A 22,221-nucleotide genomic window follows, 5' to 3' on the forward strand; every position below is an offset into this window, starting at 1 on the left:
TCAGCAATTCTCGAGCGTGGCAGTGGCCAAACCGGGAAAGTCTGTAATCAGGCTGTCAACGCCGAAGTCGGCGAGTCTGCGCATCAGCGCAGGCTCGTTGACGGTCCACACCGATACATGCAATCCCTGACGCTGTGCCTTCTCCAGGCGTTCCGGCGTGCACAGGGTCCAGTTCAGCGCCAGAATTTCGCAGCCATAGCTGGCCGCGACCTTCAATGGGTCGAGCCAGGCGTATTCGGCCACCAATCCGCGAGACACGTCCGGCACCAGGTCCACTGCGGCTTTCAACACCTCACGCGAACTTGATGTGATGGTCACTTTGTCCATCAAGCCATGTCGTTGCGCCATTTCCCGGATGGCCAGCACGGTCGTCGCGGCGCGGGTGCGTGAAGCGCTTTTGACTTCCAACTGCCAGTGATCGAAATCGCATTGTTCAAACAGCGATTCCAATGTCGGAATAGGGCAGGGCTTGATCCAGCCTGGACCGCCCTTGCGTGCGTCGTAGGTTACCAACTCCGCTGCAGTGTGTTCGGCTACCTTGCCGCGTCGGTCGGTGGTGCGCTTGAGCGTCGGGTCGTGGATGACGATCAGCTCGCCGTCCTTGGACAGGTGCAGGTCCAGTTCGCAGCGGCGTACGCCGTGTTTGAGGCATTCCTGAAAACTGGTCAGGGTATTTTCCGGTGCTTCGCCCTTGGCGCCGCGGTGGCCGTAGATAAGGGTCACGGTTCTTCCTTAAATTAATTGCCGGAGTCGAGTTGTTCGCGGGCCAGGCGTCGTTCCTGGGCCTGCTTCTGCAAAATATGGCGGGCCAGCAATTGTCGCTGTGCGTCGCTCAGGTGTTCGAACTCGGTGCCGACATCGTAGCCATCGCCCCTACGGTCGCAATGGGTGACGCGGGCGCGCAGCAAGAGGCCTAGGGCTTGCGGCATCAGCACCAGCTTGACCGACAGGCGCGCATTGACATCAATCGGGGTCGGGTACTGAAAGTCGATACCACCTTCGCAGATGATCACCGGCTGCGGCTCACCGATTTCCCCGAGCACGGTGAGCGCGATCACCTGGCTCAGCAAGTCGATACGTTTGTTCTGGGACTTCAGAAAAGCCGAGAGGGTGCGGTCGCGTTCGCTGATCTGGCGTAACAGGTGTTGCGACTCGAATTCGCTCAGGTGCAACTCACTGAGCACATTGAAGAGCGGGGACGCATCCTGCAACACTTCCTGGCCAGCAGCTTCGGAAGCGGACAGGGGCCGAATTTCCAGTGCGATCATGTCCTCGATACGGTAGTATTCGCGGCGATCTTCTTCATCTAATGTCGACATGGCGAACCCATGGTAGCGGCGGTGGTCTGAGTGTAAAGCTGGTTATCGACCCCCGCCACAAGGACGTTCCTTTTCCCTCCGAACAAGCCCCGACATGTTCAGACCTCTCTTCGTATTTATCGGCACGCGTTACACCCGTGCAAAACGTCGCAATCATTTTGTGTCATTCATTTCCCTCACTTCGATGATCGGGCTCGCCCTTGGCGTGGTTGTGATGATCGTCGTGCTGTCGGTCATGAATGGCTTCGATCATGAGATGCGCACCCGTGTGCTAGGCATGGTGCCCCACGCGACCATTGAGGCCGGCGAGCCGATCAGTGATTGGCAAGACCTGGCCGCGAAGGTCAAGCAGAACCCGCAGGTGACGGCAGTGGCGCCGTTTACCCAGATGCAGGGGTTGCTGACCAACAATGGCAAGGTCTCCAAAGTCCTGCTCAATGCCATCGACCCGGCGCTTGAGCGCCAAGTGTCGATCATCGATAACTTCATGCAGCAGGGCCAACTGGACGATCTGAAGGCCGGCGAATTCGGCATCGTCATCGGCGACAAGGCCGCGGCCAAGCTCGGTGCAGCGATCGGCGACAAGCTGACATTCGTGGCGCCGGAGGTCACCGTGACCCCGGCCGGGATGTTCCCGCGTATGAAGCGCTTCACCGTGGTCGGCATCTTCCATGTCGGCGCCGGCGAAATCGACGGCTACCTGGGCATCACCAATCTTCAGGACCTGGCACGGTTGCATCGCTGGAAACCGGATCAGGTCCAGGGCATTCGCCTGAAGTTCGACGATTTGTTCCAGGCCCCGCGCACCGCGTGGAGCATCGCCCGGGAACTGGGTGAGGATCGTTACTACGCCCGCGACTGGACCCGCACCCACGGCAACCTGTATCAGGCGATCCGCATGGAAAAAGCCATGATCGGCCTGTTGTTGCTGCTGATCGTTGCCGTCGCCGCGTTCAACATCATTTCCACGCTGGTGATGGTGGTGAACGACAAGAAGGGCGACATCGCGATCCTGCGTACGCTCGGCGCCACACCGGGCACGATCATGCGCACGTTCATGGTGCAAGGTACGGTTATCGGCGTGGTCGGCACGGCCATCGGCGCGGTGGTCGGGATCTTCGCCGCGTTGAATGTCAGCGCCGCGATCTCGGCGCTGGAAGGCCTGATCGGTCACAAATTCCTCAACGCCGACGTGTATTTCATTGATTACCTGCCGTCGCAAGTGCAGAGCCAGGACGTCGTGATGGTCTGTTCGGCGGCGTTGGTCCTGAGTTTCCTCGCCACCCTGTATCCAGCCTGGCGTGCCGCGCGCACCCAGCCGGCGGAGGCGCTACGTTATGAGTGAGTCGGGTATGACTGATAAAGCAATCTTGAGCTGCCGCAACCTGGGCAAATCCTACGAGGAAGGCCCGGAGTCGGTGGAGGTTCTGGCCGGTTTGCAGCTGGAGTTGCACCCGGGCGAGCGCGTGGCGATTGTTGGCAAGTCGGGTTCGGGCAAAAGTACCTTGCTCAACTTGTTGGGTGGCCTCGATACGCCGACCAAGGGCAGCGTCTGGCTCGACGGTGAAGAACTGTCGGCGCTGAGTGAGAAGAAGCGTGGCTTGCTGCGTAACCGTGCCCTGGGCTTTGTGTACCAGTTCCACCATTTGCTGCCGGAATTCACCGCGCTGGAAAACGTCTGCATGCCGCTGTTGATCGGCAAGACGGCGATTCCTGAAGCACGCAAGCGTGCAACCGCGTTGCTGGAGCGGGTAGGACTGGGGCATCGCCTGGAGCACAAACCGGCGGAACTGTCCGGTGGCGAGCGCCAACGCGTGGCCATCGCCCGTGCTCTGGTGAACAATCCGGGCCTGGTGATGCTCGACGAGCCGACCGGCAACCTCGACTCCCACACCGCCGAAGGCATTCAGGATTTGATGCTGGAACTCAGCACCTCGATGCGCACGGCGTTTCTGGTGGTGACTCACGACATGAACCTGGCTCGCCAGATGGATCGCGTCCTGCATCTGCAGGAAGGCTGCCTGACGCCTATCTGATTGGCTGAAACCCGGCGTCCGAAAAGACGTCGGGTCTTTTATTTTTATACGGTGCCCCAGCGAATGTTCAGACCGTTATCGATCTTTATCGGCACGCGCTATACCCGCGCCAAGCGCCGCAATCGCTTTGTATCCTTCATCTCGATGACCTCGATGATCGGCCTCGCCCTGGGCGTGCTGGCGATGATCGTGGTGTTGTCGGTGATGAACGGTTTCCAGCGCGAAATGAGCTCGCGCATCCTCGGCATGGTGCCGCACGCGACCATCGTTGGCGTCAATCCGATCGATGATTGGCAGCCGGTTGCAGCCGCTGCGATGAAAAATCCGGAAGTTACCGCCGCCGTGCCGTTCACCGAGATGGAAGGCATGCTGTCCTACAAGGGCACGATGCAACCGATCCAGATCAGCGGTGTCGACCCGGCGCTGGAAGGCCAGGTGTCCATAGTTGCCAAACACATCGTCCAGGGAAGCCTGGAAGCCTTGAAGCCAGGCGAGTTTGGCGTGGTGATCGGCGAAATCACCGCGCGCCGCTTCCGCCTGAACGTAGGCGACAAAATCACCCTGATCGTGCCGGAAGTCAGTAATGCGCCGGGTGGCATTACGCCGCGGATGCAGCGTTTGAACGTGGTCGGTGTCTTCAAGGTGGGCGCCGAGCTGGATGGCTCAATGGCACTGATCCATGTCGCCGACGCCGCGCAGATGCAGCACTGGGAACCGAATCAGGTACAGAGTGTGCGCCTGGCGGTGAAGGACATGTACGCCGCGCCACAAGTATCGAACGCCATCGCCAACGGCCTGGGGGCGGATTATCGGGCTGATGACTGGACCCATACCCAGGGCAGCCTGTTCAGCGCGATGAAAATGGAAAAAACCATGATCGGCCTGTTGTTGCTGATGATCGTTGCCGTCGCGGCGTTCAACATCATCGCGACCCTGATCATGGTGGTGAACGACAAGGGTGCGGACATCGCGATCTTGCGCACCATTGGCGCCACACCGCGACAGATCATGGCGATCTTCATGGTGCAGGGCACGGTGATCGGGATTGTCGGCACCCTGATCGGTGGTGTGCTGGGCGTGATCGCGGCGCTGAATGTCAGTGAAATGGTGGGCTGGGTGGAGCGGGTTACTGGTCAGCACATCTTCAGTTCTGATGTGTACTTCGTCAGCAACCTGCCGTCCGAGCTGCAAGGTGGGGATGTGCTGTTGATCTGTTCGGCGGGATTCATCATGAGTTTCCTCGCCACGCTGTACCCGGCATGGCGGGCGGCGAAGGTGGAGCCGGCTACCGCTCTGCGGTATTCGTAAGCCGATAGACCGCTTTCGCTGGCAAGCCAGCTCCCACAGGATTATGAGTCGTTCACACAATAGTGTTTCAACTCGGTCATTGTGGGAGCGGGCTTGCCCGCGAAGAGGCCGGCCCTGCCAGCCTCAATCCCCCTTTGGTAACTCGATCATAAACCGAGTCCACCCCTGCTCCGATTCACACCGAATCTGCCCTCCATGGGCCCGCACGATTGACTGGGTAATCGCCAGCCCCAACCCCGCATGCTCACTGCTGCCTTCATGACGCGCCGGATCTGCCCGGTAAAATCGGTCAAACAGACGCGGTAGCAAATCTTCGTTAATCCCGTCTCCACTGTTTTCGACAATCAGGTGCAAGCCTTTGGTTTGATTGACGATGCGTATCCGGATCTCGCCCTGGGCTGGGGTGAAACGGAGCGCATTGTCCAGCAGATTGGAAAGCGCCCGACGCAGCATGTTGCGATCGCCTTCGACGCGCGCCTGGCCTTCTCGGCTCAGTTTCACCCTCGCGTCTTCAGCCAGCGGCGCAAAAAACTCCAGCAACAGGTCCGTTTCCTCCGCCAGATCCAGCGCTTCTCGCTTGGGTATCAACAAACCGTGGTCGGCTTTGGCCAGATAAAGCATGTCGTTGACCAACTGCGCCATCCATTGCAGTTCTTCGAGGTTGCTGTGCAACGCTTCGCGATAGTCCTCGATGGGGCGCGGTCGGGTGAGGGTGACCTGAGTGTGGGTCAGCAGATTCGACAGTGGTGTGCGCAATTCATGGGCAATATCGGAGGAGAACGCCGACAATCGTTGAAAGGAGTCGTCAAGGCGACCGAGCATCGCATTGAAGTGGTGGGCCATTTCTGCCAGTTCCGGTGGCATGTTTGATTCAGGCAGGCGTGCGTTGAGCGATTGCGCCGAGACACCTTTGGCGACGGCGCTCATGCGACGCAGCGGTCGCAAACCACTGCGGGCTGCCCAGGCGCCAAGCAGCGCGGTGGCCAGGGCGGACAGGCCGACCGTCAGCCAGATCAGGTGTTGCATGCGTTGCAGAAAGTGCTGGTGATGGGTGATGTCCAGCAGCAGGGTCAATTGCGGTGAATCGGGCGTGTCGGCCTGCAGGGGGGCATTGAGGACGCGATAATCCGTGCCGTCGTGGTTGATCGTCGACAGGCCCGATTCTTGGGGGAGTTCATCAGGCAAATTTGTCGAGCTGTCATACCAGCGTTTGCCATCACTGCCGCTGATGCGCAGCGACAGATCAGCTTGATCGGCCAGCTTGATTTCGCTGTCGCTCGATTGAACATCATGCAGCGCCCACCGCAGGCCCACCAACTTGCCCTCCAGCAATTGCTGATCGAGCTCGATGAAATGTGCCTCGCTGGCGCGGCTGAACAGGACGCCGGCAAACAGCGAAACCACTGCCGTGCAGGCGGCAAACAGCAAGGCCAGGCGAGTGCTTAACGATAGCCGGTGCATCAGGCGCAGCGCTCCTCGAGTACGTAGCCCATGCCGCGCACGGTGTGGATCAGTTTGCTGGGGAACTCATCGTCGATTTTCAGGCGTAAACGGCGGATCGCGACTTCGATGACATTGGTGTCGCTGTCGAAATTCATGTCCCACACCTGGGAGGCAATCAGCGATTTGGGCAGTACTTCACCCTGGCGGCGCAGGAGCATTTCCAGCAAGGCGAATTCCTTGGCCGTCAGGTCGATGCGCTGGCCGCTGCGCTCCACTCGACGGCGGATCAGGTCCAGGCGTAAGTCGGCCAGTTGCAGGCTGGTTTCCTGGGGCGTTGAATTGCCACGGCGCAACAGGCTGCGCACCCGGGCCAGCAGTTCGGAAAAGGCGAAGGGCTTGACCAGGTAGTCGTCGGCGCCGAGTTCCAGGCCGTGAACCCTATCCTCCACGGCATCCCTTGCAGTCAAAAACAGCACGGGCGTATCCAGGCCGGCGCTGCGCACGGCTTGCAGAATTTGCCAGCCATCCCGACCGGGCAGCATCACGTCGAGAATCAACAAGGCGTATTCGCCGCTCAACGCCAAGTGCTGGCCGGTGCTTCCGTCGGCCACCAGATCGGTATTGAACCCAGCCTCGGTCAGGCCCTGGCGCAGGTATTGGCCGGTTTTCGGTTGGTCTTCGACGATCAGCAGTTTCATGGGGAACTCAAGTTTAATGGCACGAACGCTTTATACCGTGGGCGATGCGGGTGCAGAGCAACCTGACAAAGTTGTAATCTGGCTGTCAGGTTGGGGGCAGTGCGGGCAGTTTAAAGTTTTCCACAGGCTGAACCTTATCTTGTTGGAGTATGACGATGTTTTTACGCAAATCCGCGGTGCTGGCCGCCTGTCTGATGGCGTTGAGTTCACCGGTCTGGGCGGCAGGCGAGCATCACTACGACTTCGGTCAGCCTGCCCCGGCGGCCAAGGCGAACCGCAGTGTTGAAGTGGTGATGGGCGACATGTCGTTCACCCCCAAGGCGATCGATATCAAGGCCGGGGAAACCGTGCGCTTCGTGCTGGTGAATAAAGGCCAATTGCTGCATGAGTTCAACATCGGTGACGCCGCCATGCATGCCAAACACCAGCAGGAAATGCTGCAGATGCAGCAAAGCGGCATGCTCACGCCTACAGGCATGAAGGCAATGGACCACAGTGCTATGGGACACGACATGAAGAGCGGCATGAAACATGACGATCCCAACAGTGTGCTGGTGGAGCCGGGCAAAACCGCTGAATTGACCTGGACCTTCAGCAAGGCCACCAACCTGGAGTTTGCCTGCAATATTCCAGGCCATTACCAGGCCGGCATGGTCGGCAAACTGACAGTCAGTCAGTAAGCACTCAAAGGCGGGAGCAAAGGCTGATAGAATCCGCTGATTCTTCAGTCAGGTTTCCGCCATGCATCCCGCAGCCGAACACTCGCCGCTGGGCAAATCCAGCGAATACATCGCCACTTACACGCCGTCCTTGCTGTTTCCGATCCCGCGTACCGCGAAGTGGGCCGAGCTGGGCCTGACGGCAGAAACATTGCCCTACAAGGGCGTGGACTTCTGGAACTGCTTCGAACTGTCGTGGTTGTTGCCGTCGGGCAAACCGGTGGTGGCGATCGGCGAGTTCAGTATTCCGGCGGATTCGCCGAACATTATCGAATCGAAGTCGTTCAAGCTGTACCTCAACTCCCTGAACCAGACACCGTTTGCCGATACGGCGAGCCTCGAGGCGACGCTGGTCAAAGACCTGTCCGCCGCTGCCGGCAAGCCGGTTGGTGTGCGCGTTCGCAGCCTGAAAGAGGTTGAAGTCGAGGGCGTCGTGGCGTTGCCGGGTGTGTGCATCGACGAGTTGGATATCAGCGTCAGCAACTACGAACATCCGCGTCCGGAACTGCTGCGCTGTGATGAATCGCGGATTGTTGAAGAGAGCGTGCACAGCCATTTGCTCAAATCCAATTGCCCGGTGACCAGTCAGCCGGACTGGGGCAGCGTTGTGGTCGAATATCGCGGCGCGGCGCTGGATCACGCCAGTCTGCTGGAATACATCGTCAGCTTCCGCCAGCACTCGGACTTCCATGAGCAATGTGTAGAGCGGATCTTCCTCGATCTGCAACGCTTGCTCAAACCTGAGAAATTGACGGTGTATGCGCGCTATGTGCGGCGTGGCGGGCTGGATATCAATCCGTATCGCAGTACTGAAGCCGTGCAGTTGCCAAACCACCGCCTGGTCCGTCAGTAACGACCCGCTGTGTGGACTCTGTAGGAGCTGTCGAGAGCAACGAGGCTGCGATCCTTTGATTTGTTTTTAAGGCAAGATCAAAAGATCGCAGCCTGCGGCAGCTCCTACAGGGATTTGTGGGTTCAGATCCCCATGCTGTGCAGGGCCTGACCAATTTGGCGCAGGGTGGCGGCGAGGGTCGGGTGTTCGAGTTCGAAGCGATCGACGGCCAGATTCACGTTATCGGCGAGGTTGACGTCTTGGGTTTTGGTTTCCAGATCGAGCTCAAGTTTGATCTGTTCCATCAGCGCGTGCAGATCTTCACGCTCGGCTTCGGACAGCGGAGGGTTTTTGTCCAATTGCTCGCGCAGGGCATTGAGCTGTTCTTGCAGTTCGCGGGCGGGCATGGCGTTTTTCCTTATTTCTCGATAGGCACTGGCATAGACCGCAGCGGCGCGCCAAAGATCTATGGCTTCCCTTTAGATTAATCCACTCGCGTGAAACCTGCTTGATCTCGATCAGGGCTTTTCGCCCTTGAGCCTGCGCAGGTTGATGTCCGCCAGGCAGGTGTCGAGCTCACCCAGGTGATCGATGACCGAATGCACCCCCAGTCCAAACAATTGCATCGTCGCCTTGCCGCGCTTGATGTCCCGTTCCTGTGGCGACAAGGCCTGCCATTGCGTGGGAGACAGTCCGCAGAGTGAGCCGCAGGAGGCCAATCCAATCGTCCATAATCCGGCATTGAGCCCCGATTGCAGCAGACGCGGTTCGCCACTGACCAACACGCAGCCATCCAGTCGTTCGACGTTCAACGCCATCAGTGCGTGCCAGCATGCATTTGGCGCTGGCCAAGGCTGGATTGTTGCAGGGTGTTGCAAGGATTTGATCCATTCCGGCAGTGCAATGGCCAGGGAGTGGCTGAGCGCCGGGGGAAGTTCATCCAGCCAAGCGCAGGGGATCTGCTGGCGCTGCAGAGAATGCAGGCTGTCGAGGGCGCCGGGGGTGACCTCGGCGTGCTCGGCGCAATGGCCTTCAAGCAGGCGTGTACGTGCGCCGAAGTCCACCAGGCAACCACTGAGACCGAACAGTACCGCGGTCAGGTTGGGCGCGGTTTGAGGTGAGATTTCGGCGTGCGGCATGTCAACGTCCCTGAAATAGCCTCAAGGCTAGGGACCGTCGGTGACAGTTGCGTGACATGGATGTGAATCACTCACAATCGACACGAATCATTCGCCGGCACTTGTGTACAAAGCTGCCTAAAGTGACATTTGCGACTTATACTTACAGCCTTTGCGTCGAGTTCGGCGCCCGGTGACAGTACAAACCAAGGAGTTTTTTTATGCGCTGGAGCAATTATCTCGCTCAGCTTTGTGTATCTGCCAGTGTGCTGCTGGTTCCGTTCGTTGCCCAGGCAGCGTCGGAAGATGATCCTTGGGAAAGCGTCAACCGCCCGATCTACAAGTTCAACGACGTTGTCGATACCTATGCACTCAAGCCCCTGGCCCAAGGCTACCAGTATGTGACGCCGAAGTTCCTTGAAGACGGCATTCACAACATGTTCCGCAACGTCGGCGATGTGACCAACCTCGCCAACGATATCTTGCAGGCCAAGCCGCACGCGGCCGGTGTCGACACCGCACGCCTGATCTTCAACACCACTTTCGGCCTGCTGGGCTTCTTTGACGTGGGCACGAAAATGGGCCTGCAACGCAACGACGAAGACTTCGGCCAGACCTTGGGTTACTGGGGCGTGGGCAGCGGTCCTTACGTGATGCTGCCATTGCTCGGTCCAAGTACCGTACGTGACGCGCCATCGAAGTTCGTCGACAGTTATACCGGCCCGTACCGTTACATCAACGACGTGCCGGCGCGTAATTCGATTTTCGCGCTGAACGTCGTCGATACCCGTGCTGACCTGCTGTCGTCCGAGAAGCTGATCACCGGCGACAAGTACACCTTCATTCGTAATGCGTACCTGCAGAACCGTGAGTTCAAGGTGAAAGACGGTCAGGTCGAAGACGATTTTTAATCTCGATCGGTAGTAGAAGAAGGCGGCCATTGAGCCGCCTTCTTCATTTTTCGCCTGGTTTTGTCCTTCCATTGAGTTACGGTTTTAGCTGTTCTTATAACTCCCGGTGATTTGCAGCGCGCCGACGTCAAGCGACCATCGGCGTGAGCTTGAAACGCCTCGCGGATGGGAGTACCGTCTGCGCCTTAGAAGGGCACCTCTGGTGTACCTGTGTGTAGGGCAAATGCTCGAAAGCAGTGCGACAGAGAGGCTAGAAAGCGAATCCAGTAGTGTGAGCCGGGTCAAAACCCGAGCCGCTACGCCAACCTAATTCTGGCGCCGTTTGCCCACATGCCAAAAACCAGTGCCACGCTGCTGATAATCGATGATGACGAAGTAGTGCGCGCGAGCCTCGCCGCCTATTTGGAAGACAGTGGTTTCAGCGTCTTGCAGGCCAGCAATGGTCAGCAGGGCCTTCAGGTATTCGAGCAAGACAAGCCCGACTTGGTCATCTGCGATCTGCGCATGCCGCAGATGGGCGGACTCGAACTCATTCGCCAGGTCACCGAACTGTCGCCACAAACGCCTGTGATCGTGGTGTCGGGTGCCGGCGTGATGAACGACGCGGTCGAGGCGCTGCGCCTGGGCGCGGCGGATTACCTGATCAAACCTCTCGAAGATCTGGCGGTGCTCGAGCACTCGGTGCGTCGGGCCTTGGATCGCGCGCGCTTGCTGCTGGAGAACCAGCGCTACCGCGAGAAGCTGGAAAAGGCCAACCGTGAGCTGGCGGCCAGCCTGAACCTGCTCCAGGAAGACCAGAACGCCGGTCGCCAGGTGCAGATGAACATGCTGCCGGTCAGTCCCTGGGCCATCGATGAGTTCAAATTCGCTCACCAGATCATCCCGTCGTTGTACCTGTCGGGTGATTTCGTTGACTATTTCCGGGTCGACGAGCGTCGGGTTGCGTTCTACCTGGCGGATGTTTCCGGTCATGGCGCCTCTTCAGCTTTCGTCACCGTGCTGTTGAAGTTCATGACCACGCGCTTGCTGTTCGAGTCCAAGCGCAGCGGTACCTTGCCGGAATTCAAACCTTCAGAGGTGCTTGGTCATATCAACCGGGGCCTGATCAGTTGTAAGCTGGGTAAACACGTCACAATGGTCGGTGGTGTCATCGACGAGGAGACAGGTTTGTTGACCTATAGCATCGGCGGTCATTTGCCGTTGCCAGTGTTGTACACACCCGACAGTGTTCGTTATCTGGAAGGGCGTGGCCTGCCGGTGGGGCTTTTCAACGAAGCCACCTACGAAGACCACGTGCTGGAGCTGCCGCCGACGTTCAGCCTGTCGCTGATGTCTGATGGCATTCTGGACCTTTTGCCGGAACCCACACTCAAAGAAAAAGAAGCTGCATTGCCCCAAAGGGTCAAGGCAGCGGGCGGCAGCCTGGATGGCCTGCGGCAGGTTTTTGGATTGGCCACGCTAGGGGAGATGCCGGATGATATCGCCCTGTTGGTGTTGAGCAGGAATCTTTAATGAGTACTGGTAGAATCCAGTTCGCCGAGCAGGACGGCACTTTCGTCCTCAAGTTCATCGGTGAAGTTCGCCTGACCCTGTGTTCGGCGTTGGATGCGACTATCGAGAAAATCTTCACCGCGATGAACTTCAACGCGATCGTGATCGATTTGACCGAAACCCGCAGCATCGACAGCACCACTCTTGGCCTGCTGGCCAAGCTGTCGATCCTGTCGCGGCAAAAAGTCGGCTTGCTGCCGACCGTCGTCACCACCCACGAAGACATCACCCGTCTGTTGCAGTCCATGGGCTTTGAGCAAGTCTTCAACATCGTTGACAAGCCGGTGCCGTGCCCGGAATGCCTGGATGATTTGCCGGACCAGGACCAGTCTGAAGAAGTGGTGCGGATCAAGGTGCTCGAAGCGCACAAGATTCTCATGGGCCTGAACGATTCCAATCGTGAAGCATTCCATGACCTGGTGAACGCGCTGGAGCGGCATTGATCCCAATGTGAAGTTGGCGTAATGGCCTCTTCGCGGGCAAGCCTCGCTCCTACAGAGGGTGGGTTTTCCGTAGGAGCGAGGCTTGCCCGCGAAGGCGTCAGTCCAATCACTGCACACCCAAAAGCAACCACCCACAAAAAAGGGCGACCCGATCAGGGTTCGCCCTTTTTGCATTCCAGCCTTTCAGATCACAGCTTGGCTTGAAGCAGCGCCTCGAGCTTCTCCTGGTCCCGGGCAAACTGACGAATGCCTTCAGCCAGTTTCTCGGTTGCCATGGCATCTTCGTTGGACAACCAGCGGAACTGCGCTTCATTGAGGTTCAAGCGCGCTTCACCGGCATGCCCCGGCGCCAGTTTGCGCTCCAGCTTGCCGGTATCGGCTGCCAACTTGTCGATCAGGTCCGGGCTGATGGTCAAGCGGTCGCAACCGGCCAATTGTTCGATCTGGCTCAAGTTGCGGAAGCTGGCGCCCATTACCACGGTTTTGTAATCGTTGGCCTTGTAGTAGTTGTAGATGCGCGTCACCGACTGCACGCCCGGATCGTCCGCACCGGTGTATTCGTTGCCGGTGGCTTTCTTGTACCAGTCGTAGATGCGGCCTACGAATGGCGAAATCAGGAACACCCCGGCGTCTGCACAAGCGGCCGCTTGAGCAAAGGAGAACAGCAGGGTCAGGTTGGTCTGGATGCCTTCCTTTTCCAGGATCTCGGCGGCGCGGATGCCTTCCCAAGTGGAGGCGATCTTGATCAGCACGCGGTCACGGCCAACGCCAGCCTTTTCGTACAGCTCGATCAGACGGTGCGCACGCTTCAATACGGCGTCAGTGTCGAACGACAGGCGTGCATCCACTTCGGTGGAAATGCGGCCAGGGATCACTTTGAGGATTTCTTGCCCCACCGCGACGCCAAAGCGGTCGCTGGCCAGGCCCACATCACCCTTGCAGTCGCTGACACAAGCATTCAGTAACTCGGCATAACCGGGGATGGCCGCCGCCTTGAGCAGCAGGGAAGGGTTGGTGGTAGCGTCCACCGGTTTGACGCGAGCGATCGCTTCGAAGTCGCCGGTGTCGGCAACCACGGTGGTCATTTGTTTGAGTTGTTCCAGCTTGGAAGTCATGGGCGTGCTCTGTCCTGTGGGTCTTATGACATTACCCGAGCGCTGACAGCCGCTCAAGGGTACTTACGTGTATAGACGGCCCAAGCGGCAACATCCTCAAAACGGCTGTTTGAAAGGCCGGGCCTGGTACTGGTCAATACGATGCCAAAACTGGCCACAGGTTCAAAGCAACTGACCTGTGACCCTGGGGCTTACTGCGCATTGAGTTGTGCGTCGACCGCCATTTTCGCCGGTTTCGGCTGACCGTCAGCGTTCAGCAGGCCAAAATTTCTCTCCCGATCATTACCGCCGGTCTCGCTGTTTTTCCATTCATAAATCGACGTCAGCGGGATGTTGAGCGTTTTAACGTCTTTGACGAACGCCTGGATTTTACTGGCTTGTCCCTCGTTTCCGCCGTTGGAGCCGAGCGCTGATACCCCCCATTCACTGATGACCCCCGGCAGATGGAAGTTTTGCTGGATAAACGCCTGGGCCTTGCTGATCTGGGAGCCCGTCATGCCATAGGGATGGTAGGAAATGGCCCTGAGGCATTGTGGGTAGTCACTGACGATGCGGTTGAGGGTGGCCGTGGATGCGGAGCCGGCAAAGGGCGGACGGGCGAAGCCGAAGCCGATCAGGGGTGTCGATGGCGGTGTGTCCTGCAGCGACTTGCACACGGCGCTCATGAACGGCGCAAAGGTCGTGTCGAAATTGTGCGTCGGCCAGTACGTTGCCAGGTCCGGCTCATTCCATATTTCAATCGCCACCAGCTGTGGGCCGTACGACTTCTCCAGGCCGGTCAACGCGCTGGCGAATGCTTCACCCGCTGTCGCCAGGCCGTCGGGTGTGGCGGTCAGCGGCTTGATGGCGCGTACGGTCATCAGCACCGGCAGGCCTGCAGACCTGGCGGCGGCAAAGGCATCGCTGATCTGCTTTTGATAGGTCGCGCCACCCAGGCTGTCGGTCCAGACGCCAAAACGCACAAAACCGAAGCCCGCTGCTTTGATCTGCCCGGCGTCGGCGGGGGTGAAGTTCTGGATCTTCACCTGGACGCCGATGGTCTTGTTATCCGCCAGTACCGGGAACAGTTCGCTGGCATGCACCTGACTGGCCACACCGAGCGCCCACAGGGCCAGTGCGCCGAGTCGTTTGAGATGTGCTGATGTCATGCCTGCTCTCCGGGTGAGAAATAACGGTGTGAATGTGTTTTTTCGAGATTCATCTTTTGATGAAGGCGAGGGCACAAAGTGCACGAATGTTATTTTTTGTCGGAAAACCCGGCACTGAAAATCACAGTTATTTTTGGTCCGGTAATTCTGATTGGGGGGCTTTTAAGGGCTGTGGTACTTAATGCACCGGTATTAACAAGGCGAATTTATTTCCGAGTGCAGGAAGGTCTTATGGGTTTATTTAAATCCATTCGACATGTTGGCCGATTGACATTACACGGAAGGCAAACCTTGTTCAAAAAGATCCTTGTTGTCTGCGTGGGCAATATCTGCCGAAGTCCGACAGCAGAACTATTGCTGCGTAACGCGCTGGCACCTTCAACCATTTCCGTGGCCTCCGCGGGCCTGGCCGCGCGGGTTGGCGAGCCCATGGAACCCGCTGCGCGCCAGGTGTTGGAAAACCACGGGCATAGCGCCGAGGGGTTCAAGGCTCGGCAAATCACGGCGGATATCGTTAATGAATCCGACTTGATACTGGTCATGGAAAAAGAACATGTAAAACAAGTGCTGAATGTGGCCTCGCACGCCAGGGGCAAAGTGTTTCTTCTCGGAAAGTGGCAAAGCGAACGAGAAATACAGGATCCGTATCGTCAAGGAAAGGCCGCTTTTATTCATGCCCATGCATTGATTGAAGATGCTGTTTGCTCATGGGCACAGCGCCTCGGGTATTGATGAATATTCTTCAGATCAGTGAATGGTAAGAACAAACTTATGCAGTTACCGACAGTAATCGGCACCCGGGAAAACGAACGAGACGATATCGATCTTCTCGGTATATTTGGCACCTTGATCGACCAGAAATGGCTGATAGGCGCGCTCACCGGTGCGTTCATGGTGACCGGTGTCGCCTATGCGGTGTTGTCGACGCCGGTGTACCTGGCGAACGCACTGGTGCAGGTCGAACCGAAAAAGAACGACATGCTCGGTTTTGCGGACCTCAGCAGCATGCTCGGCGGTCAATCGCCGTCGGTGACCGAAATCGGCATCATCAAGTCCCGCGCGGTGATCGGCAAAACCGTCGATGACCTGCACTTGGATATCGACATCACCCCCAACACCTTTCCGGTGATCGGTAGTTTTCTTGCTCGCCGTTATCGGGGTGACACTGAGTCCAGCGTGGCAGCGCCCCGTTTGGGCCTCAGCAGCTACGCCTGGGGCGGTGAACGCCTGGAATTCACGCGGCTCGATTTGCCCAAGGAACTGTTGGGCAAGAAGCTCACGCTGATTGCGGGAGCGGACCATCGATTCCAGTTGTTGGATGACAACGACAACCTGCTGGTTGAAGGCGTTGCCGGCATTGCCTTTGCTCAAAATGGGGTAGAAGGGGTGGTCGCCCGATTGCTGGCGAACCCCGGCACCCGCTTCGAAGTGGTGCGCAACCCAAGAATCGTTGCGATCCAGAACTACCAGGATGCGCTGGACATTTCCGAGCAAGGCAAGGAGTCGGGCATCATCCGCCTCGCCCTGGCCAGCACCGACGCGCCTGAGGCGGTGCAGATCCTCAACAAGGTTTCGTCGCTGTATGTGCAGCAGAACGTGCAGCGCACTTCAGCCGAAGCAGCGCAGAGCCTGGCCTTCCTGCAAGGCCAGTTGCCTCAGGTCAAACGCGATCTGGCCAAGGCCAGCGATGCGCTCAACAGTTATCAAACCCATGGCAAGACCGTCAATATTTCCCTCGAAACCCAATCGGTGCTGGGGCAGGCCGTCAGTCTGGATACCCGGATCTCCGAGTTGAAATTGCAACAGGCGGAGCTGGATCGCAAATTCACCCGACAGCACCCGGCGTATCGCGCGCTGATGACGCAGATCGGCGAATTGACCCAGCAACAGAAGTCGCTGGAGAGCAAGGTCCAGGATCTGCCGGCCACGCAACAGGAACTGCTGAACCTGACCCGCGATGTGGAAGTGGCGTCGCAGATCTACACGCAATTGCTGAACAAGTCCCAGGAACTGGACATCGTCCGGGCCGGGGCGGTGGGTAACGTGCGGCTGGTCGACTCGGCGGATGTCGACATGACCAACCCGGTGAAACCGCGCAAAGCCCTGATCGTCCTGATCGCGACCTTCCTCGGCGCCTTTATCGGCGTGGCCTTGGTGTTGCTGCGTAAATCCCTGAGCCGTGGGCTGGAAGCGCCGGAAGCCATCGAGCAACTCGGGTTGCCGGTGTACGCGTCGATTCCCTACAGCCCGCTGCAGCAGGAAGAAGACAGCAAGAAAGTACGCACCAAAGACGGGGCGGACACACCGGCGTATCTGTTGGCGCTGCGCAACCCGACGGACCTGTCCATCGAGTCGATCCGCAGCCTGCGGACCTGTTTGCACTTTGCCGGGCTGGATTCGACCAACAATCGCATCATGATTTCCGGCCCGAGTCCTCAGGTCGGCAAAACCTTCGTCTCCTCCAACCTGGCGGCCGTCATGGCGCAAAGCGGACAGCGTGTGGTGCTGATCGACGCCGACATGCGCAAAGGACACCTGCACCGCACGCTCAACACCCCGATCAGCAATGGCCTCTCGGACCTGTTGGTCAAGCGCTGCACCATTGAGCAGGCGATCAACGAGGTCGAAGTGGAGAACTTGCACTTCATCAGCCGTGGGCAGATACCGCCCAACCCTTCAGAGCTGTTGATGCACGCCAACTTCCGCGAGCTGCTGGCCCAACTTAGCGAACGGTATGACGTGGTGATTATCGATACGCCACCGCTGCTGGCCGTGACCGATGCGGCGATTGTCGGCCGCGAAGCGGGGATCAGCCTGATCGTCACCCGTTTCGGGGTGAACCCTGCCAAAGAGATCGAACTGACGATTCGTCGATTTGCCCAGAACGGTATCGAGTTGAAAGGGGCCGTGTTCAACGGTGTCCAGAAGCGAGCCGCCAGCTACTACGGCAACGGTGGCTACGGTTACTACAACTACGAATACGCGTCGGACAAATCCTGAGTGTCAGCGATTGTCATTACATGCATGGAAGTGGGTGGGTTGTGAAAAAAATACTGCACGTGGCTGAAACGATAAAAGGTGGCGTCGCTACCGTTATCCGGACGATATCGACTTCACCCCAGGACGAGGCCGCGAACTATGAGCTGGTCTATCTGGTTCCACTCGACCAGAAAAAAGAACTGCACGGCGTCGATGAGCAACAGATTCGGACCTTTGTCAGAACCGGGCGGGATGTGCGGTCGTTGCTGCGTTTTGCCTGGCAACTGACCCGGACGATGCTCAAGGAAAAACCCGATGTAGTGCATTTGCACAGCACGTTCTCCGGGGTGATCGGCCGTTGCGTGTGCCTGGTTCTGCGGCCCTGGCGTTCGCCGAAAATCGTCTACTGCCCCCATGCCTTTTCGTTCCTGATGGAAAGCTCGCCGACCAAGCAGAAAGTCTATTCGCTGATTGAGCGTGTGTTGCAGAAGGTCACGGACGTGATCATTTGCGTCAGTCAGTACGAACTGGACAAAGCGGCGGCGTTTGGCATTCAGCGCAAGCGCATGAAGCTGATCTACAACGGCATTCATCACAAGGATGAAGAGCGCAAGACCCAAGCCCCTGAGCCCATTCATCTGCTGTTTGTCGGGCGGCTCGACTATCAGAAAGGCTTCGATGTGTTGCTCAAGGCCTACGCCAAAGTGCAGCGCAGCGATCTGAAGCTGACAGTGGTGGGCAGTGCGGTCAATGAGGAGGCGGTCGAGTGTCCGCCTCTGGATGGCGTTGAATACCTGCCTTGGGTGACGCCCGCCGAGGTGCAGGCGCTGTATCAAAAGGCCGATGCGCTGATCGTCCCGAGCCGCTGGGAAGGCTTTGCCATGGTGCCCCTGGAAGGCATGGCCATGGGCTTGCCGGTGATCGCCAGCGACTGCACCTCCTTGCCTGAGTTGGTCACCCATGGCGTGACGGGCTACGTCTTTCCCTCCGGTGACCACCAGGCCCTCGCCGACCGCTTGATGAAGATCCAGAAGCCCGCGTTGTCGGCCCTTGGCATCGAAGGCCGCCGAATCGTCCGCGAGCGCTTCAACGCCGCGTTGATGATCCGGCAAACCTACGACCTGTATTGCGCTCCCACTTATTAAGTAGACATCAGCTTATGAACGTAACGATTTTGCACGGCTACAGTGCCTCCAATTCCGGTGATGGCCTGCTCGTGGATCTGGCTATCGCCCTGGTGCAACGAAACTTCGGCGCCGACACCTCGATCAATGTCGTGGCGTCCGACCCGCAATCATTCAGTTACTTGCCCCATCCGCGTTTTGACGCGCCGGTGATGGCCGCCAAGGGCCTGGGGCGGGTCAAGCAAGCGGTGTTCCTCAATCAGTCTTATGCCGGTCTGGCGAATTTGTTGAAGACCACGGATTTGATTGTCGGGGTCGGTGGCGGCTATATGCGCTCCAAAAGCGCCTTTGAACATATCAAGTTGAAACTGGGGCACGCCAAACAACTGGAAACGGCGATCCTGAGCAAGGTGCCGTCGGTGTACCTGCCGCAAAGCATCGGTCCTTTCCACGGCGAAAGCAGCAAGATCGTCGAGCATTACGCCCGTGCCGATGCGGTGTTTGTGCGCGATAACAGGTCCTCGGCGATGTTCGATGCCTGTGAGAATGTGTACCGGGCACCAGACCTGGCGGTCCAGGCATTGGCCAGCAAGATCCTCATGCAGCCCAAGTTCACTCGATGCGCTTCGTCACCGGCAACGGTGTGTGTGGTGCTGCGCAAGCCGCCTGAGTGGAGCAAGGAAAAGAAGGTCGCCTACATCGCCAACCTCAAAGTGCTGCTGCAGCGTTTGAAGAACAAGAGCAAAGTGGTCTGCGCGGTGCAGAGCGCGGTGCGGGGCAACGACGACGGCGCGTTCTATCGGGAACTGGGCATCACCGAAGCGCTGTTGCCATTGAAGGCAACGCTGGCCAAGCATCAGCCAGACCTGGTGATCTCGGTCAGGCTGCATGGCGCCATCGAATCACTGCTGTCCGGCGTTCCGGCGTTCCACATCAGCTATGAGCGCAAAGGTTTCGGCGCCTACCAGGACATGGGCGTGGAGGACTGGGTGATCAATGGCGGCGATATCGATGTCGATACCATCATCAACACGGTGTACGCACCGAACGCGCTGGCCGATTTCGGTAAACGCCTGACCGACACCTGTCGTGAAATCGAAGCCAAGACCGTGGCCATGGACGAGATCATCAAAGGAATCGTTCGATGATATTGCGGCTGTTGCTCCGGGGCGGAGCATTGGGCGCGAAGTTTTTGCTGGTGTTGGCCATCACCCATTACTTGGGTTATGACGCGTTGGGTTTCTACGGCGTGGTCATGGCGGCGTCCTTGATCGCGTCGAAGTTCTACAGCGTCGGCTTCAGTTCCGAAATCAATCGGCTGATCAGTGTCGGTGGCAGTTCGCGGCGGGTCGTCGACAAGGTACTGCTGCTGTACCTGGCGGTCGGGCTGCTGTTGTCGGTGATGACGGTGCTGATTTATTCACTGTTCCAGACGGTCGAGGCAACGACCACGCTGATCCTCTGTGTGACGTTGGTGCTGCTCACCGAGCACCTGTCCTTCGAAATCAACTCCTTCGTGTTTTCCGCGCAGAAAGCCACGGCGGGCGCGGTTCTGTTTTTCATCAAGACCGGCCTGTGGGCGCTGTTGGCGGTGGGCGCGATGGCGCTCGGCTGGGTGTCCGGAATCGCCAGTGTGTTGTGGCTGTGGGTGGCCGCTAACGTGCTGGTGATTGTGGCCGGTTACCTGATTGTGGTGAAGGTTCATCAGGGGCGAGCGGCGGGGACACTGGCCACGGCCACCGTGTGGAAAGCCGGGTTACCGTTTTACTTGGGCACGGGTCTGATTGCGTTGAGTCAGTATGCCGAGCGCTTTCTGATCGTCGACCTCGAACCCTACGCCAGCCTGGGTAAATATGTGTACGCCTGGTCGGCGGCCAACACCTTGCAGGCGCTGTCTTACGCGGTGGTGGCAGTGGTGGGCATCCCTGTGCTCGCCAAGCGTTATCAGGCCGATCAACAACCCTTCACGGTCAGGCAGCTGTTCGTGAACAAATGGGTGATGCGCTCGTTGGCCGTGTCGGCGGCGGTGGCGGTGCTGATCTATCTGTTCTTCAATGTCGTGCTCGATTACGTCGGCACTGAGGTTGCGCGTCCTGATAACGCGATCCTCGGTGTGCTGATTTTCTCCTTTGCTCTGCGCGCCATCGGCGACATTGTCTGGGGCGGACTGATCGCCTCGAAAAACAGCCGGGTGTCACTCGCCAGTGCAGCCATCTGCCTGTTGGTATCAGCGCCGGTCAGCTACGTGCTGATCAAGCATTACTCGATCCTGGGCGCGGCCTGGGGCAATGTCTTCGCGATCATCGTGCAGTTGGGCGTCATTGCCGTGCTGACCCGTGTGAGCCAGGGGAAAAAGGCGGCGTTGTCATGGGCCTGAAGCTGCCGTGCATCGAGTTTCGGGGCAGGAAACTCGATTCATCGATTTCGTTTCTGATTCTGTTCACCGGGTTGTTCCTGTCGGTGGCCATGCCGCTGTTGGTGCCCCGCGATCCCGGCCCGGATGCCATGACCCTGTGGATGTCCTACGCCCGCGCTGACAACTGCAATTTCTGGAATCCGTTCTCGCCGGATCGTTCTTCCTACGAGTGCTCGGCGTTCCTGCTCCGACCCACGGGCATCAATCTGACCAATGCCTGGGCCTATGGCATGTTCTGCAATTTTTTCCTCACGGCCATTCCGGTGGTGGTCTTTCGCCGCATGCCGCTGGCGATTTTCGGCACCCTGTGTCTGTGGGGGATCGTGCGTTCGTTTTTCCTGGAAAACCTGACCAAGGAAATCATCGTGTCGGTGGCGGTGCTGAGTATTTTGCTCAGCTCGTTGACCCACAAATATCGCGGTGGGTTTTTCCTGTCCGCGTTGATTTATGGCGTCTTGATCCGACCCTACTGGATCCTGTTTTCGTTGGCCTGGGTCGGCGTCTGCGTGATGAAGAAATACGTGTCGCGTTTCACTTTCTTCCTGATGCTGTTCCTGTTCTACCTGGCGATCGCCACGGCGATTCAATTGGCGCTCGGTTATTCGGTGTCATCGATTCGCGCCAGTAACAACGAACTGCGTACGGCGGGCGAGGAGGGCTCGAAGTCGTTGATCGTGTCTTGGCTCAGCGGTGGGGATTTCGTTTCCCAGGCGCTGGACTCGATGATCATCTTCTTCCGGTTGTCGTTCCCGGTGGAACTGATTCTGCTGTCGGGGCCGGGCCAAGTGATCTTCGTGGCATTGATGATCATGACGGCGTTGTTGCTGTTCAAAGTCATCACCTCCACCGATTACAAGGGCGCGCCGATCCAGACCAAGCCCAAGGAACTGATCGCGATTCCCCTGGCGTTCTTGTTGGTTCAAGGCTTGTTCGAACCCGATTTCGGCTCTTTCGCCCGGCACTTCTCCATGGTGGTGCCGGTGCTGTTCGTGGGCCTGGGCTTGATGTTGCGGGCCAACAAACCGGTGTTGGTCGAATCAAGAATTCTGAATTGAGGCAGG

The 22,221-nt window shown here is 58.3% G+C and carries 22 protein-coding genes; 14 read left to right on the plus strand and 8 right to left on the minus strand.

The features are described 5' to 3' along the window. Together ABTV22_RS09300 and ABTV22_RS09305 are read right to left on the minus strand one after the other, a co-directional pair. A complete protein-coding gene (locus tag ABTV22_RS09300) occupies positions 1–723 on the minus strand; it encodes a glycerophosphodiester phosphodiesterase (protein WP_433739586.1) in 723 nt (240 codons plus the stop codon). Positions 724–737: 14 nt separating this feature from the next. Beyond that, entirely contained in the window at positions 738–1,319 is a 582-nt protein-coding gene (locus ABTV22_RS09305; RefSeq protein WP_433739588.1) for a PilZ domain-containing protein, read from the minus strand. A 94-nt stretch (positions 1,320–1,413) separates the two neighbouring features. Here ABTV22_RS09305 and ABTV22_RS09310 point away from each other — a divergent pair, with 94 nt between their 5' ends. From ABTV22_RS09310 to ABTV22_RS09320, 3 genes are all read left to right on the plus strand, one after another. Further along, positions 1,414–2,664 carry a lipoprotein-releasing ABC transporter permease subunit gene (locus ABTV22_RS09310; protein ID WP_433739590.1) on the plus strand — a complete coding sequence of 417 codons (1,251 nt, stop codon included), beginning with the start codon at positions 1,414–1,416 and terminating at the stop codon, positions 2,662–2,664. A 7-nt stretch (positions 2,665–2,671) separates the two neighbouring features. Then, entirely contained in the window at positions 2,672–3,355 is a 684-nt protein-coding gene (gene lolD, locus ABTV22_RS09315) for a lipoprotein-releasing ABC transporter ATP-binding protein LolD (protein ID WP_433739592.1), read from the plus strand. Between the two features lie 63 nt (positions 3,356–3,418). Beyond that, positions 3,419–4,663, plus strand: a complete 1,245-nt coding sequence (locus ABTV22_RS09320; RefSeq protein WP_433739594.1) for a lipoprotein-releasing ABC transporter permease subunit — start codon at positions 3,419–3,421, stop codon at positions 4,661–4,663. Between the two features lie 123 nt (positions 4,664–4,786). Here ABTV22_RS09320 and ABTV22_RS09325 read toward each other — a convergent pair whose 3' ends face one another. Together ABTV22_RS09325 and ABTV22_RS09330 are read right to left on the minus strand one after the other, a co-directional pair. Then, complete coding sequence (locus ABTV22_RS09325; RefSeq protein WP_433739596.1) at positions 4,787–6,124, minus strand: heavy metal sensor histidine kinase; 1,338 nt, start codon at positions 6,122–6,124, stop codon at positions 4,787–4,789. Next, positions 6,124–6,804, minus strand: coding sequence for a heavy metal response regulator transcription factor (locus ABTV22_RS09330; protein ID WP_433739598.1), 681 nt, complete (start codon positions 6,802–6,804; stop codon positions 6,124–6,126). Before ABTV22_RS09330 ends, ABTV22_RS09325 begins: the two co-directional genes overlap by 1 nt. A gap of 155 nt (positions 6,805–6,959) precedes the next feature. Between ABTV22_RS09330 and copI the strand changes: the two genes are divergently transcribed. Together copI and queF are read left to right on the plus strand one after the other, a co-directional pair. Beyond that, complete coding sequence (gene copI / locus ABTV22_RS09335) at positions 6,960–7,484, plus strand: copper-resistant cuproprotein CopI (RefSeq protein ID WP_433739600.1); 525 nt, start codon at positions 6,960–6,962, stop codon at positions 7,482–7,484. 61 nt (positions 7,485–7,545) lie between these two features. Then, positions 7,546–8,376, plus strand: coding sequence for an NADPH-dependent 7-cyano-7-deazaguanine reductase QueF (queF, locus tag ABTV22_RS09340; RefSeq protein ID WP_433739602.1), 831 nt, complete (start codon positions 7,546–7,548; stop codon positions 8,374–8,376). A gap of 122 nt (positions 8,377–8,498) precedes the next feature. Here queF and ABTV22_RS09345 read toward each other — a convergent pair whose 3' ends face one another. Continuing rightward, entirely contained in the window at positions 8,499–8,762 is a 264-nt protein-coding gene (locus ABTV22_RS09345; RefSeq protein ID WP_433739603.1) for a DUF4404 family protein, read from the minus strand. Between the two features lie 111 nt (positions 8,763–8,873). Continuing rightward, complete coding sequence (locus ABTV22_RS09350) at positions 8,874–9,494, minus strand: HAD family phosphatase (protein ID WP_433739605.1); 621 nt, start codon at positions 9,492–9,494, stop codon at positions 8,874–8,876. 200 nt (positions 9,495–9,694) lie between these two features. Between ABTV22_RS09350 and ABTV22_RS09355 the strand changes: the two genes are divergently transcribed. The 3 genes from ABTV22_RS09355 (at position 9,695) to rssC (ending at position 12,378) form a co-directional block, all read left to right on the plus strand. Continuing rightward, the gene (locus tag ABTV22_RS09355) at positions 9,695–10,384 is read left to right on the plus strand and encodes an MlaA family lipoprotein (RefSeq protein WP_433739606.1); all 690 of its coding nucleotides are present in this window, start codon (positions 9,695–9,697) and stop codon (positions 10,382–10,384) included. A 330-nt stretch (positions 10,385–10,714) separates the two neighbouring features. Further along, positions 10,715–11,896 carry a two-component system response regulator RssB gene (gene rssB, locus ABTV22_RS09360; protein WP_433739608.1) on the plus strand — a complete coding sequence of 394 codons (1,182 nt, stop codon included), beginning with the start codon at positions 10,715–10,717 and terminating at the stop codon, positions 11,894–11,896. Continuing rightward, the gene (gene rssC, locus ABTV22_RS09365) at positions 11,896–12,378 is read left to right on the plus strand and encodes an anti-sigma factor antagonist RssC (RefSeq protein WP_137807644.1); all 483 of its coding nucleotides are present in this window, start codon (positions 11,896–11,898) and stop codon (positions 12,376–12,378) included. The genes rssB and rssC overlap by 1 nt, the downstream gene beginning before the upstream one ends. 188 nt (positions 12,379–12,566) lie before the next feature. Here the strand turns inward: rssC and tal are convergent, their stop codons facing one another. Together tal and ABTV22_RS09375 are read right to left on the minus strand one after the other, a co-directional pair. Then, positions 12,567–13,493: a transaldolase gene (gene tal, locus ABTV22_RS09370; protein WP_433739610.1), complete on the minus strand. Its 927-nt coding sequence runs from the start codon at positions 13,491–13,493 to the stop codon at positions 12,567–12,569. A gap of 191 nt (positions 13,494–13,684) precedes the next feature. Further along, entirely contained in the window at positions 13,685–14,641 is a 957-nt protein-coding gene (locus ABTV22_RS09375) for a glycosyl hydrolase family 5 (RefSeq protein ID WP_433739612.1), read from the minus strand. 291 nt (positions 14,642–14,932) lie between these two features. On the opposite strand from ABTV22_RS09375, the gene ABTV22_RS09380 reads away from it, so the two are divergent. Genes ABTV22_RS09380 through ABTV22_RS09405 form a run of 6 tightly spaced genes read left to right on the plus strand, consistent with a single transcriptional unit; the run spans position 14,933 to position 22,215 of the window. Further along, a complete protein-coding gene (locus ABTV22_RS09380) occupies positions 14,933–15,373 on the plus strand; it encodes a low molecular weight protein-tyrosine-phosphatase (protein ID WP_433741348.1) in 441 nt (146 codons plus the stop codon). A 39-nt stretch (positions 15,374–15,412) separates the two neighbouring features. Next, a complete protein-coding gene (locus tag ABTV22_RS09385; protein ID WP_433739614.1) occupies positions 15,413–17,641 on the plus strand; it encodes a polysaccharide biosynthesis tyrosine autokinase in 2,229 nt (742 codons plus the stop codon). A gap of 41 nt (positions 17,642–17,682) precedes the next feature. Continuing rightward, positions 17,683–18,765, plus strand: a complete 1,083-nt coding sequence (locus ABTV22_RS09390; protein WP_433739616.1) for a glycosyltransferase — start codon at positions 17,683–17,685, stop codon at positions 18,763–18,765. A gap of 14 nt (positions 18,766–18,779) precedes the next feature. Next, positions 18,780–19,892 (plus strand): polysaccharide pyruvyl transferase family protein, encoded by a 1,113-nt coding sequence (locus tag ABTV22_RS09395; protein WP_433739617.1) that lies wholly within the window; start codon positions 18,780–18,782, stop codon positions 19,890–19,892. Further along, positions 19,889–21,121, plus strand: coding sequence for a phosphoribosylaminoimidazole carboxylase (locus ABTV22_RS09400; protein WP_433739618.1), 1,233 nt, complete (start codon positions 19,889–19,891; stop codon positions 21,119–21,121). The genes ABTV22_RS09395 and ABTV22_RS09400 overlap by 4 nt, the downstream gene beginning before the upstream one ends. After that, entirely contained in the window at positions 21,112–22,215 is a 1,104-nt protein-coding gene (locus tag ABTV22_RS09405) for a hypothetical protein (RefSeq protein WP_433739619.1), read from the plus strand. Before ABTV22_RS09400 ends, ABTV22_RS09405 begins: the two co-directional genes overlap by 10 nt. Positions 22,216–22,221 lie beyond the last annotated feature (6 nt).

This window comes from Pseudomonas putida, from assembly GCF_050990305.1.
In the GTDB taxonomy this organism is placed as follows: domain Bacteria; phylum Pseudomonadota; class Gammaproteobacteria; order Pseudomonadales; family Pseudomonadaceae; genus Aquipseudomonas; species Aquipseudomonas putida_AH.